Genomic DNA, 18,245 nt, shown 5'->3' with positions numbered 1-18,245 from the left:
CTTTGCGGCTTTGGTCGGTGGGTCTTGACCCACCCTATGCGAAGCCGATGCCACGCTGGATGAAGTAAAACAGGGGGAGAAGGTGCCGGAGCCTGGTCGCCGCGCAGCGAGCTGTTGGCCGCTGGTGCGATCGGTTCCGCTAGCCTCGGTAAGGCTGGCGCCAACCCCGGCCTGGTGGGCGGGGCGGTTTCCGGCAAGTCCGCAAGATTCGGGCTGGTCAAGACACCCCATGACCGGGCCCGTCCGCTGCGTGGATAGACGACTTAAGCGGGTTGCGGGTGAGTACGCGTGATATTGCTCTGTAACTTGTTGACGGCCGAGATATACGCCTTGGCGCTGGCCACCAGAATGTCGGTATCGGCGCCCTGGCCGTTGACGACGCGACCATCGCGTTCCAGCCGCACGGTCACTTCGCCCTGGCTGTCGGTGCCTTGAGTAATGGCATTGACCGAATAAAGCTGTAATTCCGCGCCGCTGCCCACAATCGATTCAATCGCCTTGAAGGCAGCATCAATCGGGCCATCGCCCTCGCATTGCACGCGTTTTTCGCTGCCGTTTTCTGCCATCACTAACGTTGCAGTCGGAATCTCGCCGGTTTCCGAAACCACCTTCAGCGAGGTCAGACGCCAGGTATCTTGTTCTTTGCTGATCAGCTCGGTCGAGACCAGGGCATGTAAATCCTCGTCGAAGATTTCGCGCTTGCGGTCAGCCAGTTCTTTAAAGCGCGCAAACGCCGCATTCAGCGCTTCTTCGCTGGCCAGCTCGATGCCCAGTTCGCCCAGCTTGGTCTTGAACGCATTGCGGCCGGACAACTTGCCCAGGGTCAAACGGTTGGTACTCCAGCCCACCGATTCGGCACTCATGATCTCGTAGGTTTCGCGATGCTTGAGCACGCCGTCCTGATGGATGCCCGATTCGTGCGCAAACGCATTTGCGCCGACGATGGCCTTGTTCGGCTGCACCGGGTAACCGGTAATGGTGGACACCAGCTTGGACGTCGGCACGATTTGGGTGGCGTCGATTTGCGTTTCGACCTGGAAGACATCCTTGCGCGTTTTTACCGCCATCACGATTTCTTCAAGGCTGGCATTGCCAGCGCGCTCGCCGAGGCCATTGATGGTGCATTCCACCTGGCGTGCGCCGCCCAGCACCGCGGCCAGCGAGTTGGCCACCGCCATGCCCAGATCATCGTGGCAATGTGCCGACCAGACCACCGATTCACCGCCCGGCGTGGCCGCGATCAGATCGCGGAAAAAGCGTTCGGTCAGGCCCGGGATGGCGTAGCCGACGGTGTCGGGCACGTTGATGGTTCTGGCGCCGGCCTTGATCACTTCGCCAAAGATATAAGCGAGGAATGCCGGGTCGGAACGCAATGCATCTTCGGCCGAAAATTCGACGTCATCGGTATATTCGCGAGCGATCAGCACCGATTTAACGGCCGCTTCCACTACTTGCTCGGGCGCCATACGCAGCTTTTTTTCCATATGGATCGGGCTGGTGGCGATAAACGTATGCACGCGGCCACGCGCGGCCGGGCGGATGGCTTCGCCTGCGGCGCGCACATCGCGCTCGTTGGCGCGGGCCAGCGAACAGATAGTGGATTCTTTGATAATGCCGGCGATGGTACGGATCGATTCGGCATCGCCGGGGCTGGCGGCGGCAAAGCCGGCTTCGATCACATCGACACCCAGCCGTTCCAGTTGGCGGGCAATGCGGATTTTTTCTTCCCGCGTCATCGAAGCGCCGGGCGATTGTTCGCCGTCACGCAAGGTGGTGTCGAATACAAACAGACGTTCGCCCATATCTGGTGTGCTCCGTGTGCTGGCCACGCTGGCCGTGCCGCTAAAAAAGGACTGGATGTCGAAGGAACGCCCCTGACTGGCGGCAAGTTGCGAAACACGATTGAGCTGGGACAAGGGCATGGAGCCACGTTCGCGCCATTTGTAGATGGCGGCGCGAGAGACGGGGTCTTCGGGGAAGAGGCGATTCAGCGCATCAGCCAGCTCACTGGGGCCGCCAAACTGTGCGATCAAACGTTCAATGTCCACGGACATGTCATGCTCCAACTCAGAATGTTGGACAGCATAAAAGCCCGTGGACATTAAGTCAAAACTTTTTGTCTAATATTTTGCATGCGGCCCGCCTCGGGCCGACATTCAAACCGCGCAATTAGACAAAATTAGACATCATGCCGATTGTGATTGGCCGCGCGGGCCGGTTTGCCGCGGCCGATAAAGCGCCACAGCCACATCACATAGCCGGAGAAACCGTAGGCGATAAACATGCAGAACAGCACCAGCGGCGGCTTGGCCACCAGCAACATCAACAGCAGCATCAGCGCCAGCAGTGCCACAAACGGCACGGTCTTGCGCATATTGATTTCCTTGAAGCTCCAGAACTTGACGTTGGACACCATAGTCAGGCCCGCAAACAAGGTCAGGAACAGCGCAATCCACGGCATGACGCCGTTAAGCACATACAGGTCGTCCGCGTATTCATGGCAAATCCAGACCAGACCCGCCACCAGCGCGGCGGCCGACGGCGAAGGCAGGCCCTGGAACCAGCGTTTGTCAGTGACTTCCAGATTGGTGTTGAAGCGTGCCAGCCGCAGCGCCGCGCCCGCGCAATAAACAAACGCCACCATCCAGCCCACTTTGCCAAAATCGCGCAGCGTCCATTCATACACCACCAGCGCCGGGGCCACGCCAAACGACACCATGTCGGACAAGCTATCGAACTCGGCACCAAAGGCCGATTGGGTTTTGGTCATGCGCGCCACGCGGCCATCCAGGCCATCGAGCACCATCGCCACAAAGATGGCCACGGCGGCGGGCACAAAGTTTTTGTTCATCGACTGCACGATGGCGTAAAAGCCGGCAAACAGCGCCGCCAGCGTAAACAGATTGGGCAGCAGATAAATGCTTTGGCGGCGGATATTGATGGGGCGCTTGTTAGGCGTCGGCAGAGAATTGGGCATGGCAGTCCAGCTTGGATAACTTCAGGGGTTGGCCACCAGCCCGGCTGCGATCGGGGGCTTGATCGCGGCGGGCTGGCGCTGGCATCAGGCCAGTTCAGCCAGAATGGTTTCGGTGGCCGAAACCTTGTCGCCGATGGTGACGCGGGCTTGCGCGGTCAGCGGCAGATACACATCAACGCGCGAGCCAAAGCGGATAAAGCCGTAACGCTGGCCACGCGCCAGCTGGTCGCCGACCTTGGCGTGGCAAACGATGCGGCGTGCCACCAGGCCTGCAATCTGCACATAAGTCACTTTGGTGCCGTCGGCCAGGGTGGCCAGCACGGCATTACGTTCGTTCTCGGTCGACGCTTTCGACACGGCCGCATTCAGGAAAGAACCGGCGTTGTACACCACTTCATCCACGCGGCCATCCACCGGGCTGCGGTTGGAGTGCACGTTGAACACATTCATGAACACGCTGATCTTCAGCGCTTCAACCTTGCGGTACGGGTCCATGGCTTTTTCGACCACCACGATGCGGCCATCAGCCGGGCTCAGCACCGCCTTGGGGTCTTGCGGAATTACGCGGGCCGGATCGCGGAAAAACTGCACCACAAACACGGTGACGATCCAGAACGGAATGGACCACCATCCGGCCAGCCATGTCACCAACAGCGACACCACGATGGCGATAGTGATAAACGGCCAACCTTCGCGGGCCAGGATGGGGTGGGGATAGTGATTATTCATGGGTTTTGATCTTGTCTTGGTTGCGATCGCAGAGGGCCGATTGTAACTCACGCTCCCGGTGTCGTGTTTGGCGCGGCTTGTGCATATGTCAGCAAAAAATCTTCGCGCAGCAAGCCCCAAAGCAGTACGTCTTCGAGGCCGGCAATGCTTCTGGTATAGCCTGGGCGCAGACCTTCCGAACTGAAGCCCAGCCGTTGCAGGATCCGGATCGAAGGCGCGTTGCGGGCAAAGGCGGTGGCATCCAGCCGTTGCAGTTGCAGATGCTCAAAGGCGTAGATGACCATGGCCATGGCCGCTTCGGTGGCATAGCCGTGGCCCCAGTAGGGTTGGGCGATCCAGTAACCGAGTTCGGCGCGATGGTCGGGCTGGATATCGTGCAACTCCACACAACCCAGCATCAGGCCGTCGCGCCGGTCGCGCACGGCCAGATACAACGCATTGCCTTGCGCCCAATGCGCAGCGTGGGTGTCCACCCAGGCTTCAGCCATCCCGTCCGGATAGGGGTGTGGCGTGTTGACCAGCATTTCGGCCACGCCAAAATCGCCAGCAAACTGGCCGATGCGATCGGCGTCGGCGGCGGTAAACGCGCTGAGCAACAGACGGGGCGTGAGCAAAACCGGTAGTGCGGACATAGGCCAGAGCGCGATCAAAGATTTCAATGTACACGCTGAGCGCCGAAATGCGCAGCGGGGGCCTCAGCCCCCGCGCAAACTACATGGTGTTGCTCAAAGCCCGGGCCGCCCGCCGAACAGCACGTATGCGGTGGGCCGGATCAAGCCAGCAAAGCCCACACACAATACGTGGATGAGCGCGTTGGCGCAGGCGGCTTTGGACGGTGGGCCGCAGCCCACCGTGTCCGTGGTGCGCAGCTAAAGATGCGCTAATCGCCGCAAGCTCGCGCCGCGTCGCGGCGTTCAGGCCAGCGCGGAATGCTTGCGTGAATACATAAAGTAAATGGCCAGGCCGATCAGCAACCAGATGCCGAACGCGGTCCACGTGACCGCGCCCAGATGGCACATCAAAAACACGCAGAAGGCCACTGCCGCCAGCGGCAACACCGGCACGCCCGGGCAACGGAAGGCGCGGTGCAGGTCGGGCCGGGTTTTGCGCAGCACGATCACGCTGATCGACACCAGCGAAAACGCAGCCAGCGTGCCGATATTGATCAGCTCGGCCAGCACATTCAGCGGCACCAACGCCGCCAGAATGGCAAACACAAACCCCACCAGCCACGTGGTCAGCCACGGCGTCTTGAAGCGCGGATGCACCCTGGACAAGCTCGACGGCAGCAGGCCATCGCGCGACATGGCAAAAATAACCCGGGTCTGGCCATAGGTCATCACCAGAATCACCGTGGTCATGCCGAGGATGGCGCCCAGATCAACAAAGCCGGCCACCCAGTTCTGGCCCGCGTATTGCAGTGCCAACGAAACCGGATGATCCACCCCGGCAAACTGCGCAAACGGCACGATGCCGGTCATGATGGCCGACACGGCCACATACAGCAGCGTGCAGATGGCCAGCGAACCAATGATGCCGATAGGCAGATCGCGCTTGGGATTACGCACTTCTTCGGCGGCAGACGACACAGCGTCAAAGCCGATAAAGGCAAAGAACACCAGGGCAGCGGCATTGAAGACGCCGTTAAAGCCGAACGGCATGAAGGGCGTCCAGTTGGCCGGTTTGACGTAGCCCACGCCGACCACGATAAACAGCAGCACGATGCCGACCTTGATCGCCACCAGCACGTTGTTAAGGCGGGCAAAGCCGGCCACACCGACCGATACCAGTGCGGTAATTGCCATCATGATGGCGAAGGCGGGCAGGTTGATCAGCGTGTGTTTGCCGGGCACGGCGCCGGGCGCGGCGGTGAGTACGGCCGGCAGATCAATATGGAAACCATGCAGCAGCGATTGCAGATAGCCGGACCAGCCCACCGAGACGGCCGAAGCCGCCAGACCGTATTCCAGCAGCAAATCCCAACCGATGATCCACGCCACCAGTTCACCCAGCGTGGCGTATGAATACGTGTAGATCGAGCCCGAAACCGGGATGGCCGAAGCGAATTCGGCATAGGCCAGCGCCGACAAACCGCAAGCCACAGCGGCTAGCACAAAGGACAGCGTCAGCGCCGGGCCCGCTGTAAGCGCGCCGGTGCCGGTCAGCACAAAAATGCCGGTGCCGATAATCGCGCCTATGCCCATCAGGATCAGATCAACCGGGCCCAGCGCTTTTGCCAGTTGCGACACGCCGCTGGCGGCGATCATCGCGTCTATGTTTTTGGTACGGAACAGTTTCATCAGAATAGCTTTCGAAGGTTGCTGTGAGACCGCGCCGCTGTGTGAGCGGGCGCGGCAAGACTGCATGCCTCGTGGGCAGAAGAGTACGGTGAGCGGCGGACTTGCGGGGTGGTGCAGGTGGGCGGATCACCGGCGCGAACTACAGTCGGGTTGACCGGACGGTCAGTTCGCAATGGCGTGCGGCGGAAGATACACGCGGGGCTGGGGCACAGCTAGCTTCGATATCCCTAATACGATGACTTGTTTGGCTTTCTTTGCCGTAAATCAATTTTGGCAGGCGCAATAGCGGCCTCTGATCGGGTTACATGCCGCGTAAACAGGGTGGAAGCGACAAGCCGCTTAAGGCATGCTGGTGTCATTCCGGAGACGCCCATGACCTCATCCAGCCCTCTTGCTGCCGCGCTGGGCCATTGTCTTGGCCAGGCCGTCCGTGTGATTTCCAGCCGCGCAGTCAATGGCGGTTCGATCAACGCCGCCTGGCGCGTGCAGACCGACGCCGGCACCTGGTTTATCAAACAGAACAGTCCTGAGCGCTTGCCCATGTTTCAAGCCGAACAGCTTGGACTGCAGGCGCTGGCGCCGCATATCCGCGTGCCCGAAGTGCTGGGCTGTGGCGTGGCGGACGGGCAGGCGTTTATTGCACTCGAATGGCTTGATCTGACGCATCAAGGCGATGAAGCCGCGCTGGGGCAGGCGCTGGCCCGCCTGCATCGCGTGCGTGGTGAGCGCTTTGGCTGGGCCGCCGACAACACCATAGGCAGCACGCCGCAACCGAATGCCTGGCGCGATGACTGGATCAGTTTTTACCGCGAGCAACGGCTGGAGCATCAGTTGCGCCTGGCGCACGGCAAGGGCTATCGCTTCAAGCGCGCGCCCGCCTTGCTGGATGGCATCGAGCAATTTTTTAGCGGCTATACGCCGCAACCGTCCCTGCTGCATGGCGATCTGTGGGGCGGCAATGTGGGCTGGTACGACGGCGCGCCCTTGCTGTTTGACCCGGCTTGCTACTTTGGCGATCGCGAAACCGATCTGGCTTTGACGTCCTTGTTTGGCGGCTTTGGCCCGCGCTTTTACGCCGCGTATGAACACGCGTGGCCGGTTGATGCCGGCTTTGCGCTGCGGCGCGATCTTTACAACCTGTACCACGTGCTGAACCACACCAATCTGTTTGGCGGCGGCTATGCCACGCAGGCGGAACGCCTGATCGAGCGGCTGGTCGTGAGTATTACCGATTGAGACAGCCTTGATTGAAACCCCAGGGATTGCGCCCATTTGACCCAACCGCGCGATACCGCCTTAGGAGCATGCATGCAGGATTCGTTGCAGGCCATGACCGACGCGCCGCCCGAGCGCGCCCCGGAACTACTACGCCAACTGGTCGCGTCGATGCGGCCACGGCGCGCCGATGACGCGCAAGCCGCCATCAACAGCGTGCAGGCGCTGGCCTTTTTGCTGGAACAATCGCCCGCCTGGCGCGCTGGTTTACGCCGGACTTTGCTGCGCGTGTTGTCCAACCGGCAGCAAGTGCAGTTTTATGCCGACACCGGCATCCTGTCCAACGAGAGCTTTTTCTCGGCGCTGTCACGCCGCATCGGCGACCGGATATTACCGCCCGCGCCCAATCCGCATTCATTGCGCGATCTGTTTGGCAGTGTGTTTTTTCGCCATAACGATTACGTCTGGCTTGAAGCCGTGCCGCAGCAAATCTGGTTCCAGCTCGGCCACGCCCTGCATATCGAAGAAGAACACGATCAGGACAGCCTGAACCATATCCGCGTGCAGATGCTCGAGGCCATCCAGGTCTTGTCCACACGTATTGCTGCCATCGGGCTCGAGCCCGAAGTAGTGCGCAATCATGCCGATGCCGAGCGCTTTGTTTCACCCTTTATCCGCCAGCATTCCGAAGTGCAGCGCTTTATCGAAATCTATCTGCAATGGACCGCCGACAAGAGCGTGCCGCTGGAGGACGAGCTGCATATTCTGGTGTTGCTCAGCCAGTGCGAAGAACTGGTGGCCAAGGTGCGCCGCAGCGCCATGCGCCAGGGCGTGTCGGTCAGCCTCACTTACCATCTGCTGCGGCTGACGCAGCATATCGAGCGGCTAAAAGCCTTGCTGCGACTGGTGTCGCCGCATCCGTCCACCGAGAAGGGTGAGGCCATCCTCGCCATCGCCATTGCGCTGGTGCGGGCGGAGAACCGCAAGCATTCTCTGCGCGATGTGTTCTCGGAAAACACCGAGCTGATCGCCCTGCAAGTCACCGAACACGCCAGCCATACCGGTGAGCATTACATTGCCGAGACGCGCAAGGAGTGGCGCAACATGTTCTGGTCCGCCGCCGGCGCGGGCGTGGTGGTGGGGTTTATGTCGGTGCTCAAGCTGTTGTTTGCCAAGGCGCACCTGCCACTGCTGCTCGAGGCGCTCGCCTTCGGCCTTAACTATTCGATCGGCTTTATGCTGATCCACATCCTGCATTGCACGATTGCCACCAAGCAACCCGCCATGACCGCCGCCAAGATTGCCGCCACGCTGCATCAGGGCAGCAAGGGCGGCAAGATCAAGGCGGCGGATCTGGATGCGTTAACCGAGCTGATCATCAAGGTGGTGCGCACCCAGTTCATTGCCATCGTCGGCAATGTAATGCTGGCCATGCCGACGGCGCTGGCGATTGCCATGGCATGGGTCTGGGCCTATGGCCACCCGGTGGTGGATATGAATAAAGCCGGGCATTTGCTGACGGACCTGAGCCCGGTGCTCAGCCCGGCCATCTTCCACGCGGCGATTGCGGGGGTGTGCCTGTTTTTGTCCGGGCTGATTTCGGGTTATTACGACAACAAGTCGCTGTATAACCAGATTCCGCAACGCATCGCTGCCTTGCGCTGGCTTAATCGGCTGGTGGGCGAAAACCGCGCGCGGCGCTTTGGCGCCTATATCGGCGATAATCTCGGCGCGCTGGCCGGTAATTTCTATTTTGGTTTGATGCTGGGCACCATCGGCACCATCGGGGTGTTGCTGGGCTTGCCCATCGATATCCGCCACATTACTTTTTCGTCGGCTTATCTGTCGTATGCGGCGGTGTCGCTGAACTTCCAGTTGCCCTTGAATCTGGTGTTGATGTCGGCCCTGGGCATTGCGCTGATCGGCCTGACCAATCTGGTGGTCAGCTTTGGGCTGGCGCTATGGGTGGCGCTGCGTTCACGCAAACTGACCTTGCGCGCCACGCGACCCATCGTGCTGCGATTGCTACGGCGTGCATTGCGCCGCCCGCAGGATTTTCTGATTCCGCCGCGTCAAAAAGCGCTGGCAAACGCCTCGGCCACCAAGGTGGTTGAGCTGAGAGAGGAGAGTGTTCTTGAATGGGTTCAACGACGCCGTGCAGGCGTTGGTCGATAAGGGCTATGTGGTGTGGCCGGGCTTTTTGACGCCCGAGCAGGTGGCGGCCTTGCGTGCCGACATTGATGCACGCCGCGACCAGTTCCACCCCGCCGGCATCGGCCGCCAACAAGCTTATCAACGCGATGAGCGTATCCGCGGTGACGATGTGTTGTGGCTGGAGCGCGATGATGCGCTGGCGGTACCGGTGCTGGATCAGCTTGAGGCGATGCGGCTGGCGTTTAACCAGCAATTGTTTCTGGGATTGGCCGAATTTGAAGCGCACTTTGCGGTCTATCCAGCCGGCTCGTTCTACAAGCGCCATCTGGATCAGCATCGCCATGCCGATACGCGGGTGGTGACCTTTGTGCTGTATCTCAATGAGGCGGATTGGGCGGCGCAAGACGGCGGCCAGTTGCGCATGTTTCTGGATGAGCCGCACACGCCGCTGGAAGTGACGCCCTATGGCGGCACGCTGGTGTTGTTCATGTCCGATCGGTTTGAGCACGAGGTCTTGCCCGCCCGCCGCGAACGCCGCTCCATGACCGGTTGGTTCCGCCGGCCCGCGCTGCTGGCATAGCGTGGGTCCTGGCCCACCCGGCCATGCCATCGATCGATGTGCAAATGTTTGCGCGCGGGGGCATACCCCTTTGCGGGTGGGCCTGGATCCTCCCCATGGGGCAAACCAGCAAAAAGTGCGTGTTGAATCAGGTAAATGCTGACAAAACAGCGTCAACATCGGTCGGTAGAATTCGCAACAGTCTTTTTCCGGGAGCGCAAGCATGCAATCGAATACATCAAATACACCCCGCTGGATCAAAACCGTGTGTGCCGCTGCGCTGATTGGCAGCGTTGGCCTGGCCGTGACCGGCTGCGCCAGCGATTCCGCCAACGTCTATAGCCGCGACCAAGTCAAACGAGCGGCCACGGCGCAATCGGGCATCGTCGAAAGCGTGCGCAATGTGCAGATCAAAGACAGCACCGGCATAGGCGGCGTGGCTGGTGGCGTAATCGGCGCGGTGGGCGGCAGCAGCATAGGCGGCGGTAACGGCAGCATCGTTACCGGCGTGATCGGCGCAGTGGCCGGTGGTCTGGCGGGCAATGCGCTGGAGAAAGGCGCGACCGCCAAAGACGCGCTGGAAATCACGGTCAAACTGGATACCGGCCAACGCCTGGTCATCGTGCAAGGCAATGACACGCCGTTTGTAGTGAACCAACGTGTGGATGTGCTGAATGACGGCCAGACCACGCGCGTGGTGCCGCTCAATCAATAAGTAGGCGCGGCGCGGTAAACAAAAAAGGGTGAATCACACGATTCACCCTTTTTTAACGTCAGTCGCGCGCCTTGCGGTTTAGCGCCCCAGGCGCTGGCACACCGTCGACACCGCGCCCGCTGCATTCAGCGTGTAGAAGTGCAAACCGGGCGCGCCGTTATCCAGCAGCTTGTCGCACAACTCGGTGACAAAATCGAGGCCAAAAGCGCGGATCGACGCAGCGTCATCGCCAAACGATTGCAAACGCAGCCGCAGCCAACGCGGGATTTCCGCGCCGCACATATCCGAGAAGCGCGCCAGTTGGCTGAAGTTCTGGATTGGCATGATGCCAGGCACAATCGGCACCGTTACGCCGCGCGCACGTACTTCATCGACAAAATGAAAGTAGGCGTCGGCATTAAAGAAATACTGCGTGATGGCGGCATCGGCCCCGGCATTCACCTTGTTCACAAAGGCGCGCAAATCCGCTTCGGCACTATTGGATTGCGGATGGTATTCCGGGTAGGCGGCCACTTCGATATGGAACCAGTCGCCGTGCTGTTCGCGGATAAACGCCACCAGCTCATTGGCGTAGCGAAATTCGCCCACATCCAGCATGCCCGACGGAATATCGCCCCGTAGCGCCACCACATGGCGGATACCGTGATCGCGATATTGCTGCAGGATTTCACTGATGCGCGCGCGGCTGGAGCCGATGCAGGACAAATGCGGCGCAGCGGCCAGGCCTTCGTGCTGGATTTCGATCACGGCATTGAGCGTGCCGTCTTGCGTAGAGCCGCCCGCACCAAACGTCACCGAACAATATTCCGGTTTGAACTGCGCCAGCTGGCGGCGGGTAATGCGCAGTTTTTCGGCGCCCTCAGCGGTTTTGGGCGGAAAGAATTCAAAGCTCAGCGGCGGCAGCGTGGTCACGATCAAGGTTCTGTTGGGGGCGATGCCGCATCTTAGCACCGCCCGCCCAGCCCCGGTTTGCGCCGTTTTCATCACCGCGTGAACGGCGCGATGGCCGCGCAGAAACCCCCATCCAGGTCTTCCGGACGATTTGTCGGCGGGTTCCTACGCGTATTTTCTTGCAGTCACCACGCCATTTTTGGCCGATTGCTGTCTGGCTGCCCGGGCGGCATCAGGTACTGTGGACACCGTGCTTAAAGCGGCCCCAAGGCCCCAGCCGGATAGACCGTAGCCCGTACTCAGAAGGCCGGCACCGCGCAAACACCAACCCGGTTTACAAGGAGAATTCATCATGCAAAAAAAATGGCTCGCCGTACTGAGCTCAGTGGCGATTCTGGCTGGCTCTGCCGCCACCGCCATGGCCGACAACATGCCCGCTACCGACGTGCAGAAAGAATCACCGCGCAAGACCCCGTCTGAAGCGCGTGAAGCAGTCCGTGCCAGCGCCAAAGACACGCTGGAAAAACTGTACGAAAAGCATCCGTCGGCTAAAGATGCCATCGCCAAGGCGGCTGGTTACGCCGTATTCAACAACGGCAGCGCGACCATCGTGTTTGCCGGCGCTGGCGGCGGTAGCGGTGTAGCAGTGGATAGCACCGGCAAAGAAACCTTTATGAAGATGGTACAGATCAAGGGTGGTCTGGGCCTCGGCATCAAGAATTCGCGCCTGGTGCTGGTGTTCAACGACAACGCCTCTTTCAAGAAATTCATCACCTCGGGCTGGGCCTTTGAAGGCAACGCCACCGCAGCCGCCAAGGCTGAAAACAAGGGTGCTGAACTGGATGGCGCTTCGATGATTGCACCGTCGGTCTATGCGTATCAGTTCACCGAAAACGGCCTCGACGCCGAAGTAACGGTGGCCGGTACCAAATATATGGTCGACACCCGTCTGAGCCCGCACGCCAAAAAGAAATAATCCGCGTACGCGTTTGGTCCCAAAAACCCGCCGGCATTGCGCCTGCGGGTTTTTTTGCGTCTGTCATCTTTGATTAGATCCGCTTTATTAATCATGCATTAAACATGCCGATCTGATTTTATTTTAATCAGGATTATTCATACTTTAAATTGCCATGCCCGCAATAATAGCAATATCGACAATACTGGTTATTTTAACGTTTTAAATATATCAAAAGTATTGTCGGCATATAGCCGGATTCAGTTTTAGCCGACGCATTTCAATTAATGACGAAGGTAAAAATCATGAATCGTATTTACGGGCTAGCGTTTAATCAGGCACGCGGGATCTGGATGGTGGTGGCGGAAAATACCCCGCGCCAGGGCAAAGGCCGCACGCGTGCGCATTCCCTGCTGGCGTCGCTGCTGGCGCTGGTATTGGCCAGCCCGCCGACGCTGGCGGCTGAGCCCGATTCAGTGGAAACCACAGATGCCACCGTTACGCCCACGCCGTGCCCGGCCACGCCCGACGCTGCGACGCCTTGCCCAGCCAGCAGCACGACGGTCGCGCCGGACGTGGGAATGCTGATCACGGGTGCCGTCACCGCGGCGGCGGTGGTGTTGGGCGCGGCCTTGGGCAGCAGCCATCACGGCGATAACGGCTATACCCCCGGCCCGACCCCTGCACCGGGCCCCACGCCCACCCCCACGCCTGGCCCGACGCCTGCGCCTACACCGGTTCCCACGCCGACCCCGGTGCCTACACCCGGCCCGACACCGACGCCTACCCCGGTCGATAACATCGTTTATTACAACAATGCCGTGGTGCTTAACCGGACCGCCGAATTTATCGTCATGGACGGACTGACCTATCGCTACGAGCCCGACGGCGCCAATTACAAATTAACCCTGGTCGCCAGCCGCCCCGGTGCGCCGTTAGCAAATAACGAAGTGCTGTATACCAATAGCCAGAACTGGCTGGTGGATAACTCCACCACGCCGCCCACCTTGATCGTGCAGGGCAAAGATGCGGATGGCGTGTATTGGGCGCTGGATCGACAAGGACGGCTGATCCACGCCACGGCGTCGAGCGTGGTGCAGGTGGGCGACTACACCCAGGCCAGCGCCGCCAGCGCCAACGCCGACGGCCCGGATACCGTGGCAGTGATCGTGGTCGGTGGGCAGACGCAAACCAGCATCAGCGACGGTATCAGCGCCGCAGCGGGTGGTACCGGCGTGCATGTGGACGGCAACGCCGCCCAGGTCGAAGTGGCCGGTGAAACCCGCAGCAGTGGCACGGGCTCCAGCGGCGTCGAAGTAAATGGTGATAGCGCTGCGGTGGTGGTCGACCAGATCAGCGCGGGCGAGGGTGGCAGTGGCGTGGTCATCAATGGCGACGCGGCCAGCGTCGATAACAAAGGCGCCAATGTGGCCGATGGCAGCGGCAGCACCGCCACCGTCATCACCGGGGATAACGCGCAAGTCAATAACGGCGGCAACACCATCAGCAATGGCGGCAGCGGTACCGCAATCAGCGGTAACGACGCCCGCGTCATTAACGCAGGCGGCAACACCATCAGCGGCGACGCCAGCACCGGCACCGCCATCAGCGGCAATGGCGCCAGCATCATCAATCAAGGCGACGCCAGCGTCAGCGGCAACGGCAGCAGTGCCGCCAGCATCACCGGTGACCACGCCAGCGTCATCAATGAAGGCAAGACCACGGTCAGCGGTGACAGTAGCGGCACGGTGGTTAACGGCGACAATGCGGTCGTCAGCAACGATGGTGGCATTAGCGTGAGCGAGGGCGGCACCGGTACCGAAGTCAAAGGTGACGCGGCACAAATCACCAACAAGGGCGAAACCAGCGCCAGCGGCAACGGCTCGGTGATTACCGACATCGGCGGCAACAACGCCGTGGTCAATAACGAGGGCCATACCATCGCCGGCGACGGCGGCACCGGCACCCGCATCAGCGGCGACAGCGCTGTTATCAACAACAACGGCATCACCGATGTCAGCGCCGGCGGCACCGGTCTGGTGATTACCGGCAATGACGCCAGCGTCAACAACACCGGCGACGCGACTGCCAGCGGCCAGGCTGCGGTGGCGGCCGAGATTACCGGTGATCGCGCCGTGGTGGTTATCAGCGGCAAGACCGAGGTGGCGGCGGGCGCCACCGGCACGGCGGTGTCGGGCGACGATGCCAGCATCAGCAGCAAGGGCGGTACTGTCGTCAGCGGCGAAGGCAGCACCGGCACCGCCATTACCGGCAACGGCGCCAAAGTCGACAACACCGGCACCAGCGTGATTGCGGCGGGCGGTATAGGCACCCGGGTAGATGGTCAGAACGCCGTCATCACAGATGCCAGCACCACCGGCGTCAGCGATACCGGCTCGACCGGTACGGTGATTAACGGCAACGCCGCCCGGGTGACTGAGACCGGGGACCTGAAGGTGGAGCAAGGCGCATCAGGCGTGGTGGTGGCGGGCAACGATACCGTGCTGAATCTGGATGGCACGCCGGAAAAGCCGATGGTGCTGGACATCAGCGGGGCCGCCAAGGGCGTGGTGGTGGGCGGCGTGGGCACGCAGTTGCTGATCAACAATGTAAACGCGGGCGTCAGCGACGCAGATTCCACCGCGGTCGAGATTACCGGCAACAACACGGTTGCTTCGCTGGCGGGCGAAATCAATGTCGGCAACGGTGCCCGCGGCATCGTCATCAGTGGCGACAACACCAGCACCACCGCCACGCTGGCTGGGGTGATCAATGTGGCCAGCGGCGGGCGCGGCATCGTCATCAATGGCAGCAACTCCAACACCTCGACCGCCGCCACCATCAATGTGCAGGACGCCACTTCGGTCGGTATTGAAATCAATGCGCCCAATACCGACCCGGATGCCAAAACCACGGTCGGCAATACCGGCGATATCAACGTCAAACTGAACGGCACCGGCGCCTTGATCAGTAGTGATCACGCCGCAGTCACGCTGAATGGCAATGTCAATGTCACCGGGGTGGCCGACGCGGCCAATGTGATGCAAGGCGGCACCGGCGTGAGCGTGATCGGCAATAACGGCACGGTGCGGCTGGATGGCAACGTCAATATCGGCATGATCTTGCCTGCCGACGTGGTGCCCACGCACGTGGTTGCGGTGGTGCCTGGCGTGTCGGTGAGCGGCAATAACAACCAGGTGGTGGTGGCGGGGCAGATCAATCTGGATCAGGAAGGGCAGGTCAACAGTGTGGCCGAGGATGGCTATAACTGGCGCGGCCTGATGGTCACCGGGGCGGGCAACAATGTGACGGTGCAGGGCGGCATCAATGTGCGCGTCAATTCGCCGGTTTACAACGAAGCCATCCTGCAGCAAGGCATTTATATCGACGGTGCCAACAGCGTGACACTGAGCGGTACCTCCAGCGTCTACAACAATATCGGCATGCTGGAGCAAACCGCGCTGGCCTATGTCGTTGGGGGGGGCCATTTACAGCTCGATGCCAATGCAAAAGTGGCGATTACCTCGCTGACGCCGCTGGCCCCCGGCGGGAATGTAAACCTGCCGGTCTTTGTCGCCGTGGGCACTGATTCGGTTGTCAGCAACGCCGGCATCATCGATGAAACCGGCAGCAGTGAGCCCGGCCGCGTGCTGCGCGCCTATTCCTGGGGCCATCTGGAAAACACCGAGACCGGACAGATTATCGGGCGGCGCACCGCCGCCAGCAGCACGCATTCGGGTTATATGATGCGCGCCGATAACCTTGGCACGGCCACCAATTCGGGGCTGCTGGATGTTAAAAGCGGCATGAATTCGTTTTCCGTGGTGACCCTGGGCTTGTCGGCAGATACGGCCAGCGTCACCAATACCGCAACCGGGCGCATCGTTATGGCGGGGATGGCGCTCTATGGCATGGAAGCGTTCGGCAACACGGCGCGCGCGCTTAATCAGGGCACGATCAGCCTGGACGGTTTTATCCAGACCGATAGCGGCAAGACTGCGGTGACCACCTCCGACAAAACGTCGAGCCAGCGCGGTGCAGCCATCAGCAGCTCGGTGACGGGCGCCCAGGCCACCAACACCGGCTCGGTTCTGGTCAGCAACTCGGGCTATGGCATGCTGGCAACCAACGGCGGGACCGTCATCAATCAAGGCCAGATCACCTTGTCGGCCGACCCCGAAACGGTGGCCGACGGCACGGCCACCCAGGTGGTGGGGATGGGCGCGTTTGGTGGCGGCACCGCGATAAACGACACCACAGGCGTGATCACCATCAACAGCAGCATCGCGCGCGCGTTTTATAACGACGGCGCTGCGGGCAGTCTGATCGTCAATAACGGCCGCATCATCCTCGGCGACGGGGTCGACCCGGCGGCCGACAACAGCGCTACCACCACGCTGCAGCAATACGCCGATGGCAGCGTGCTGGCCGCGGCCGCGACCACCACCACCTTGTCGCAGGCGGTGGGTACACCATATGCCGCCAGCAGCCCGGTCAATGTCAGCAATGCCGGTACGGTGAGCGGCGCGTCATTCAATGTGTTTGCCCAAGGCGTGCTGACCAATGCCAGTACCGGCGTGATCAACACGCCGATCAGCCTGAAAGGCGGCAGCCTGATCAACCAGGGCACGGTCAACGCGGTGACCGGTTCGGCGGGTAGCAACTTTAATAACAGCGGCACCATGAACGGCACGCCGTCATTCACCGATATGACGGTGATCAACAGCGGCACCCTCAATCAAGCCCCGCAGATTTACGGCAGCAGCACGCTGTTCAACAACAGCGGCGGCATCATTCACAAAGGCTTCCGCACTTATAAGGCCGCCAGCACGCTCGACAACCATGGCACCGTCATCATGGATGGCGGCTCGGATATCTGGATGTCGGGCGGAGGCACGGCAATCAACGAAGCCGATGGCACTTTCAGTGCAGTGTCTGGCCGCAATTTCCAGGGTGATAACGGTGCCGTGTTGTATAACCTGGGCCTGATCAGCAGCGATGGCAGCCAGAACACGCGTGCGGCTTTGGCGGTGGGGTCCGGCGACAAGAACTACATCATCAACGGCGGCACCATCACCCAGACTGCGGGCAACAGCAATCTGATCCGTGATGTCTCTACTTCCAGCAACGCCGACATGTTCTGGAACCAGCCCACGGGCATCGTCAACTTCAAGGCCGGAGCGACCGGCAGGGCGGCGGTCAGCTTTACCTATGCGGGCAATGTCGCGGTCAATGACGGCATATTGAATGTGAACGGCAATGGCGCCGTCGGCATGCAGGCGGACAGCACGGCGCAGATGGTCAACAACGGCACCATCAATGTCGGCACGGCGGGCAATCCGGCCGCAGCCACCAATCTGGTGGCGATGCAGCTGGCGTCCGGGGCGCAGGATGCGGCAGTCATCGAGAACGATGGCGTGATCAATGTGTATGCCAATAACTCGTTTGCCTTCAGTCGGCTGGGCGCGAGCGGGCATGTGGTGAATACCGGCACCATCAGCATTGATCCGGCGACGACCGGTTCCGGCATACTCAAGCAGCCTGAGGTGGTGCTGGAAACGGCCAAGGTGGCAACCTACACCTTGCCGCCGGTGCCGACCCCACCGCCCGCGCCGGCAGCGCTCACCGCCGCCAGCACCGCCACAGCGCGCAATGTGATCAGCCAGTATGTGGTCGGCACCACTGCAGCCGGGACCGCTGGCACCTTGCAGGTCAGCCATGCTGATCTGAACACGGTGGCGGTCAACACC

At 60.9% G+C, this 18,245-nt stretch carries 11 protein-coding genes and 1 pseudogene; 6 read left to right on the top strand and 6 right to left on the bottom strand.

Annotation, left to right across the window (positions count from 1 at the left end; translation table 11 throughout):
* Window positions 1-263: 263 nt before the first annotated feature.
* The 5 genes and pseudogenes from ACYQ1A_RS20540 to bcaP all read right to left on the bottom strand — a co-directional run bounded on the left by ACYQ1A_RS20540 (window position 264) and on the right by bcaP (window position 6,006).
* Window positions 264-2,054: a 2-isopropylmalate synthase gene (locus ACYQ1A_RS20540; RefSeq protein WP_499365477.1), complete on the bottom strand. Its 1,791-nt coding sequence runs from the start codon at window positions 2,052-2,054 to the stop codon at window positions 264-266.
* Window positions 2,055-2,179: 125 nt separating this feature from the next.
* Window positions 2,180-2,977 carry a CDP-diacylglycerol--serine O-phosphatidyltransferase gene (gene pssA, locus ACYQ1A_RS20535; protein ID WP_499365475.1) on the bottom strand — a complete coding sequence of 266 codons (798 nt, stop codon included), beginning with the start codon at window positions 2,975-2,977 and terminating at the stop codon, window positions 2,180-2,182.
* 90 nt (window positions 2,978-3,067) lie between these two features.
* Window positions 3,068-3,706: pseudogene (locus tag ACYQ1A_RS20530) on the bottom strand (phosphatidylserine decarboxylase); the annotation flags it as partial.
* Window positions 3,707-3,753: 47 nt separating this feature from the next.
* Complete coding sequence (locus tag ACYQ1A_RS20525; RefSeq protein ID WP_499365471.1) at window positions 3,754-4,338, bottom strand: GNAT family N-acetyltransferase; 585 nt, start codon at window positions 4,336-4,338, stop codon at window positions 3,754-3,756.
* A gap of 282 nt (window positions 4,339-4,620) precedes the next feature.
* Window positions 4,621-6,006, bottom strand: coding sequence for a branched-chain amino acid transporter BcaP (gene bcaP, locus ACYQ1A_RS20520; protein WP_499365468.1), 1,386 nt, complete (start codon window positions 6,004-6,006; stop codon window positions 4,621-4,623).
* A 372-nt stretch (window positions 6,007-6,378) separates the two neighbouring features.
* Between bcaP and ACYQ1A_RS20515 the strand changes: the two genes are divergently transcribed.
* The 4 genes from ACYQ1A_RS20515 (at window position 6,379) to ACYQ1A_RS20500 (ending at window position 10,649) form a co-directional block, all read left to right on the top strand.
* On the top strand, window positions 6,379-7,242 hold the full coding sequence (locus ACYQ1A_RS20515) for a fructosamine kinase family protein (protein ID WP_499365466.1): 864 nt from the start codon (window positions 6,379-6,381) through the stop codon (window positions 7,240-7,242).
* A 72-nt stretch (window positions 7,243-7,314) separates the two neighbouring features.
* A complete protein-coding gene (locus ACYQ1A_RS20510; RefSeq protein ID WP_499365462.1) occupies window positions 7,315-9,396 on the top strand; it encodes a site-specific recombinase in 2,082 nt (693 codons plus the stop codon).
* On the top strand, window positions 9,356-9,955 hold the full coding sequence (locus tag ACYQ1A_RS20505; RefSeq protein WP_499365461.1) for a 2OG-Fe(II) oxygenase: 600 nt from the start codon (window positions 9,356-9,358) through the stop codon (window positions 9,953-9,955). The genes ACYQ1A_RS20510 and ACYQ1A_RS20505 overlap by 41 nt, the downstream gene beginning before the upstream one ends.
* 202 nt (window positions 9,956-10,157) lie before the next feature.
* Window positions 10,158-10,649, top strand: coding sequence for an outer membrane lipoprotein (locus tag ACYQ1A_RS20500; RefSeq protein ID WP_499365459.1), 492 nt, complete (start codon window positions 10,158-10,160; stop codon window positions 10,647-10,649).
* A gap of 78 nt (window positions 10,650-10,727) precedes the next feature.
* On the opposite strand, the gene metF is transcribed toward ACYQ1A_RS20500, so the two are convergent.
* Window positions 10,728-11,561 (bottom strand): methylenetetrahydrofolate reductase [NAD(P)H], encoded by an 834-nt coding sequence (gene metF / locus ACYQ1A_RS20495; protein WP_499365456.1) that lies wholly within the window; start codon window positions 11,559-11,561, stop codon window positions 10,728-10,730.
* Window positions 11,562-11,892: 331 nt separating this feature from the next.
* Here metF and ACYQ1A_RS20490 point away from each other — a divergent pair, with 331 nt between their 5' ends.
* Together ACYQ1A_RS20490 and ACYQ1A_RS20485 are read left to right on the top strand one after the other, a co-directional pair.
* Window positions 11,893-12,516 carry a lipid-binding SYLF domain-containing protein gene (locus ACYQ1A_RS20490; protein ID WP_499365453.1) on the top strand — a complete coding sequence of 208 codons (624 nt, stop codon included), beginning with the start codon at window positions 11,893-11,895 and terminating at the stop codon, window positions 12,514-12,516.
* Between the two features lie 284 nt (window positions 12,517-12,800).
* Window positions 12,801-18,245, top strand: a 5,445-nt coding sequence (locus ACYQ1A_RS20485; RefSeq protein WP_499365449.1) for a pectate lyase-fold domain-containing protein, incomplete at its 3' end; no start/stop codon positions are given.

It is taken from the genome of Silvimonas sp. JCM 19000 (assembly GCF_054652575.1).
Note: the sequence above shows the minus strand (reverse complement) of the source record. Positions and strands in the feature narration are given on the sequence as shown.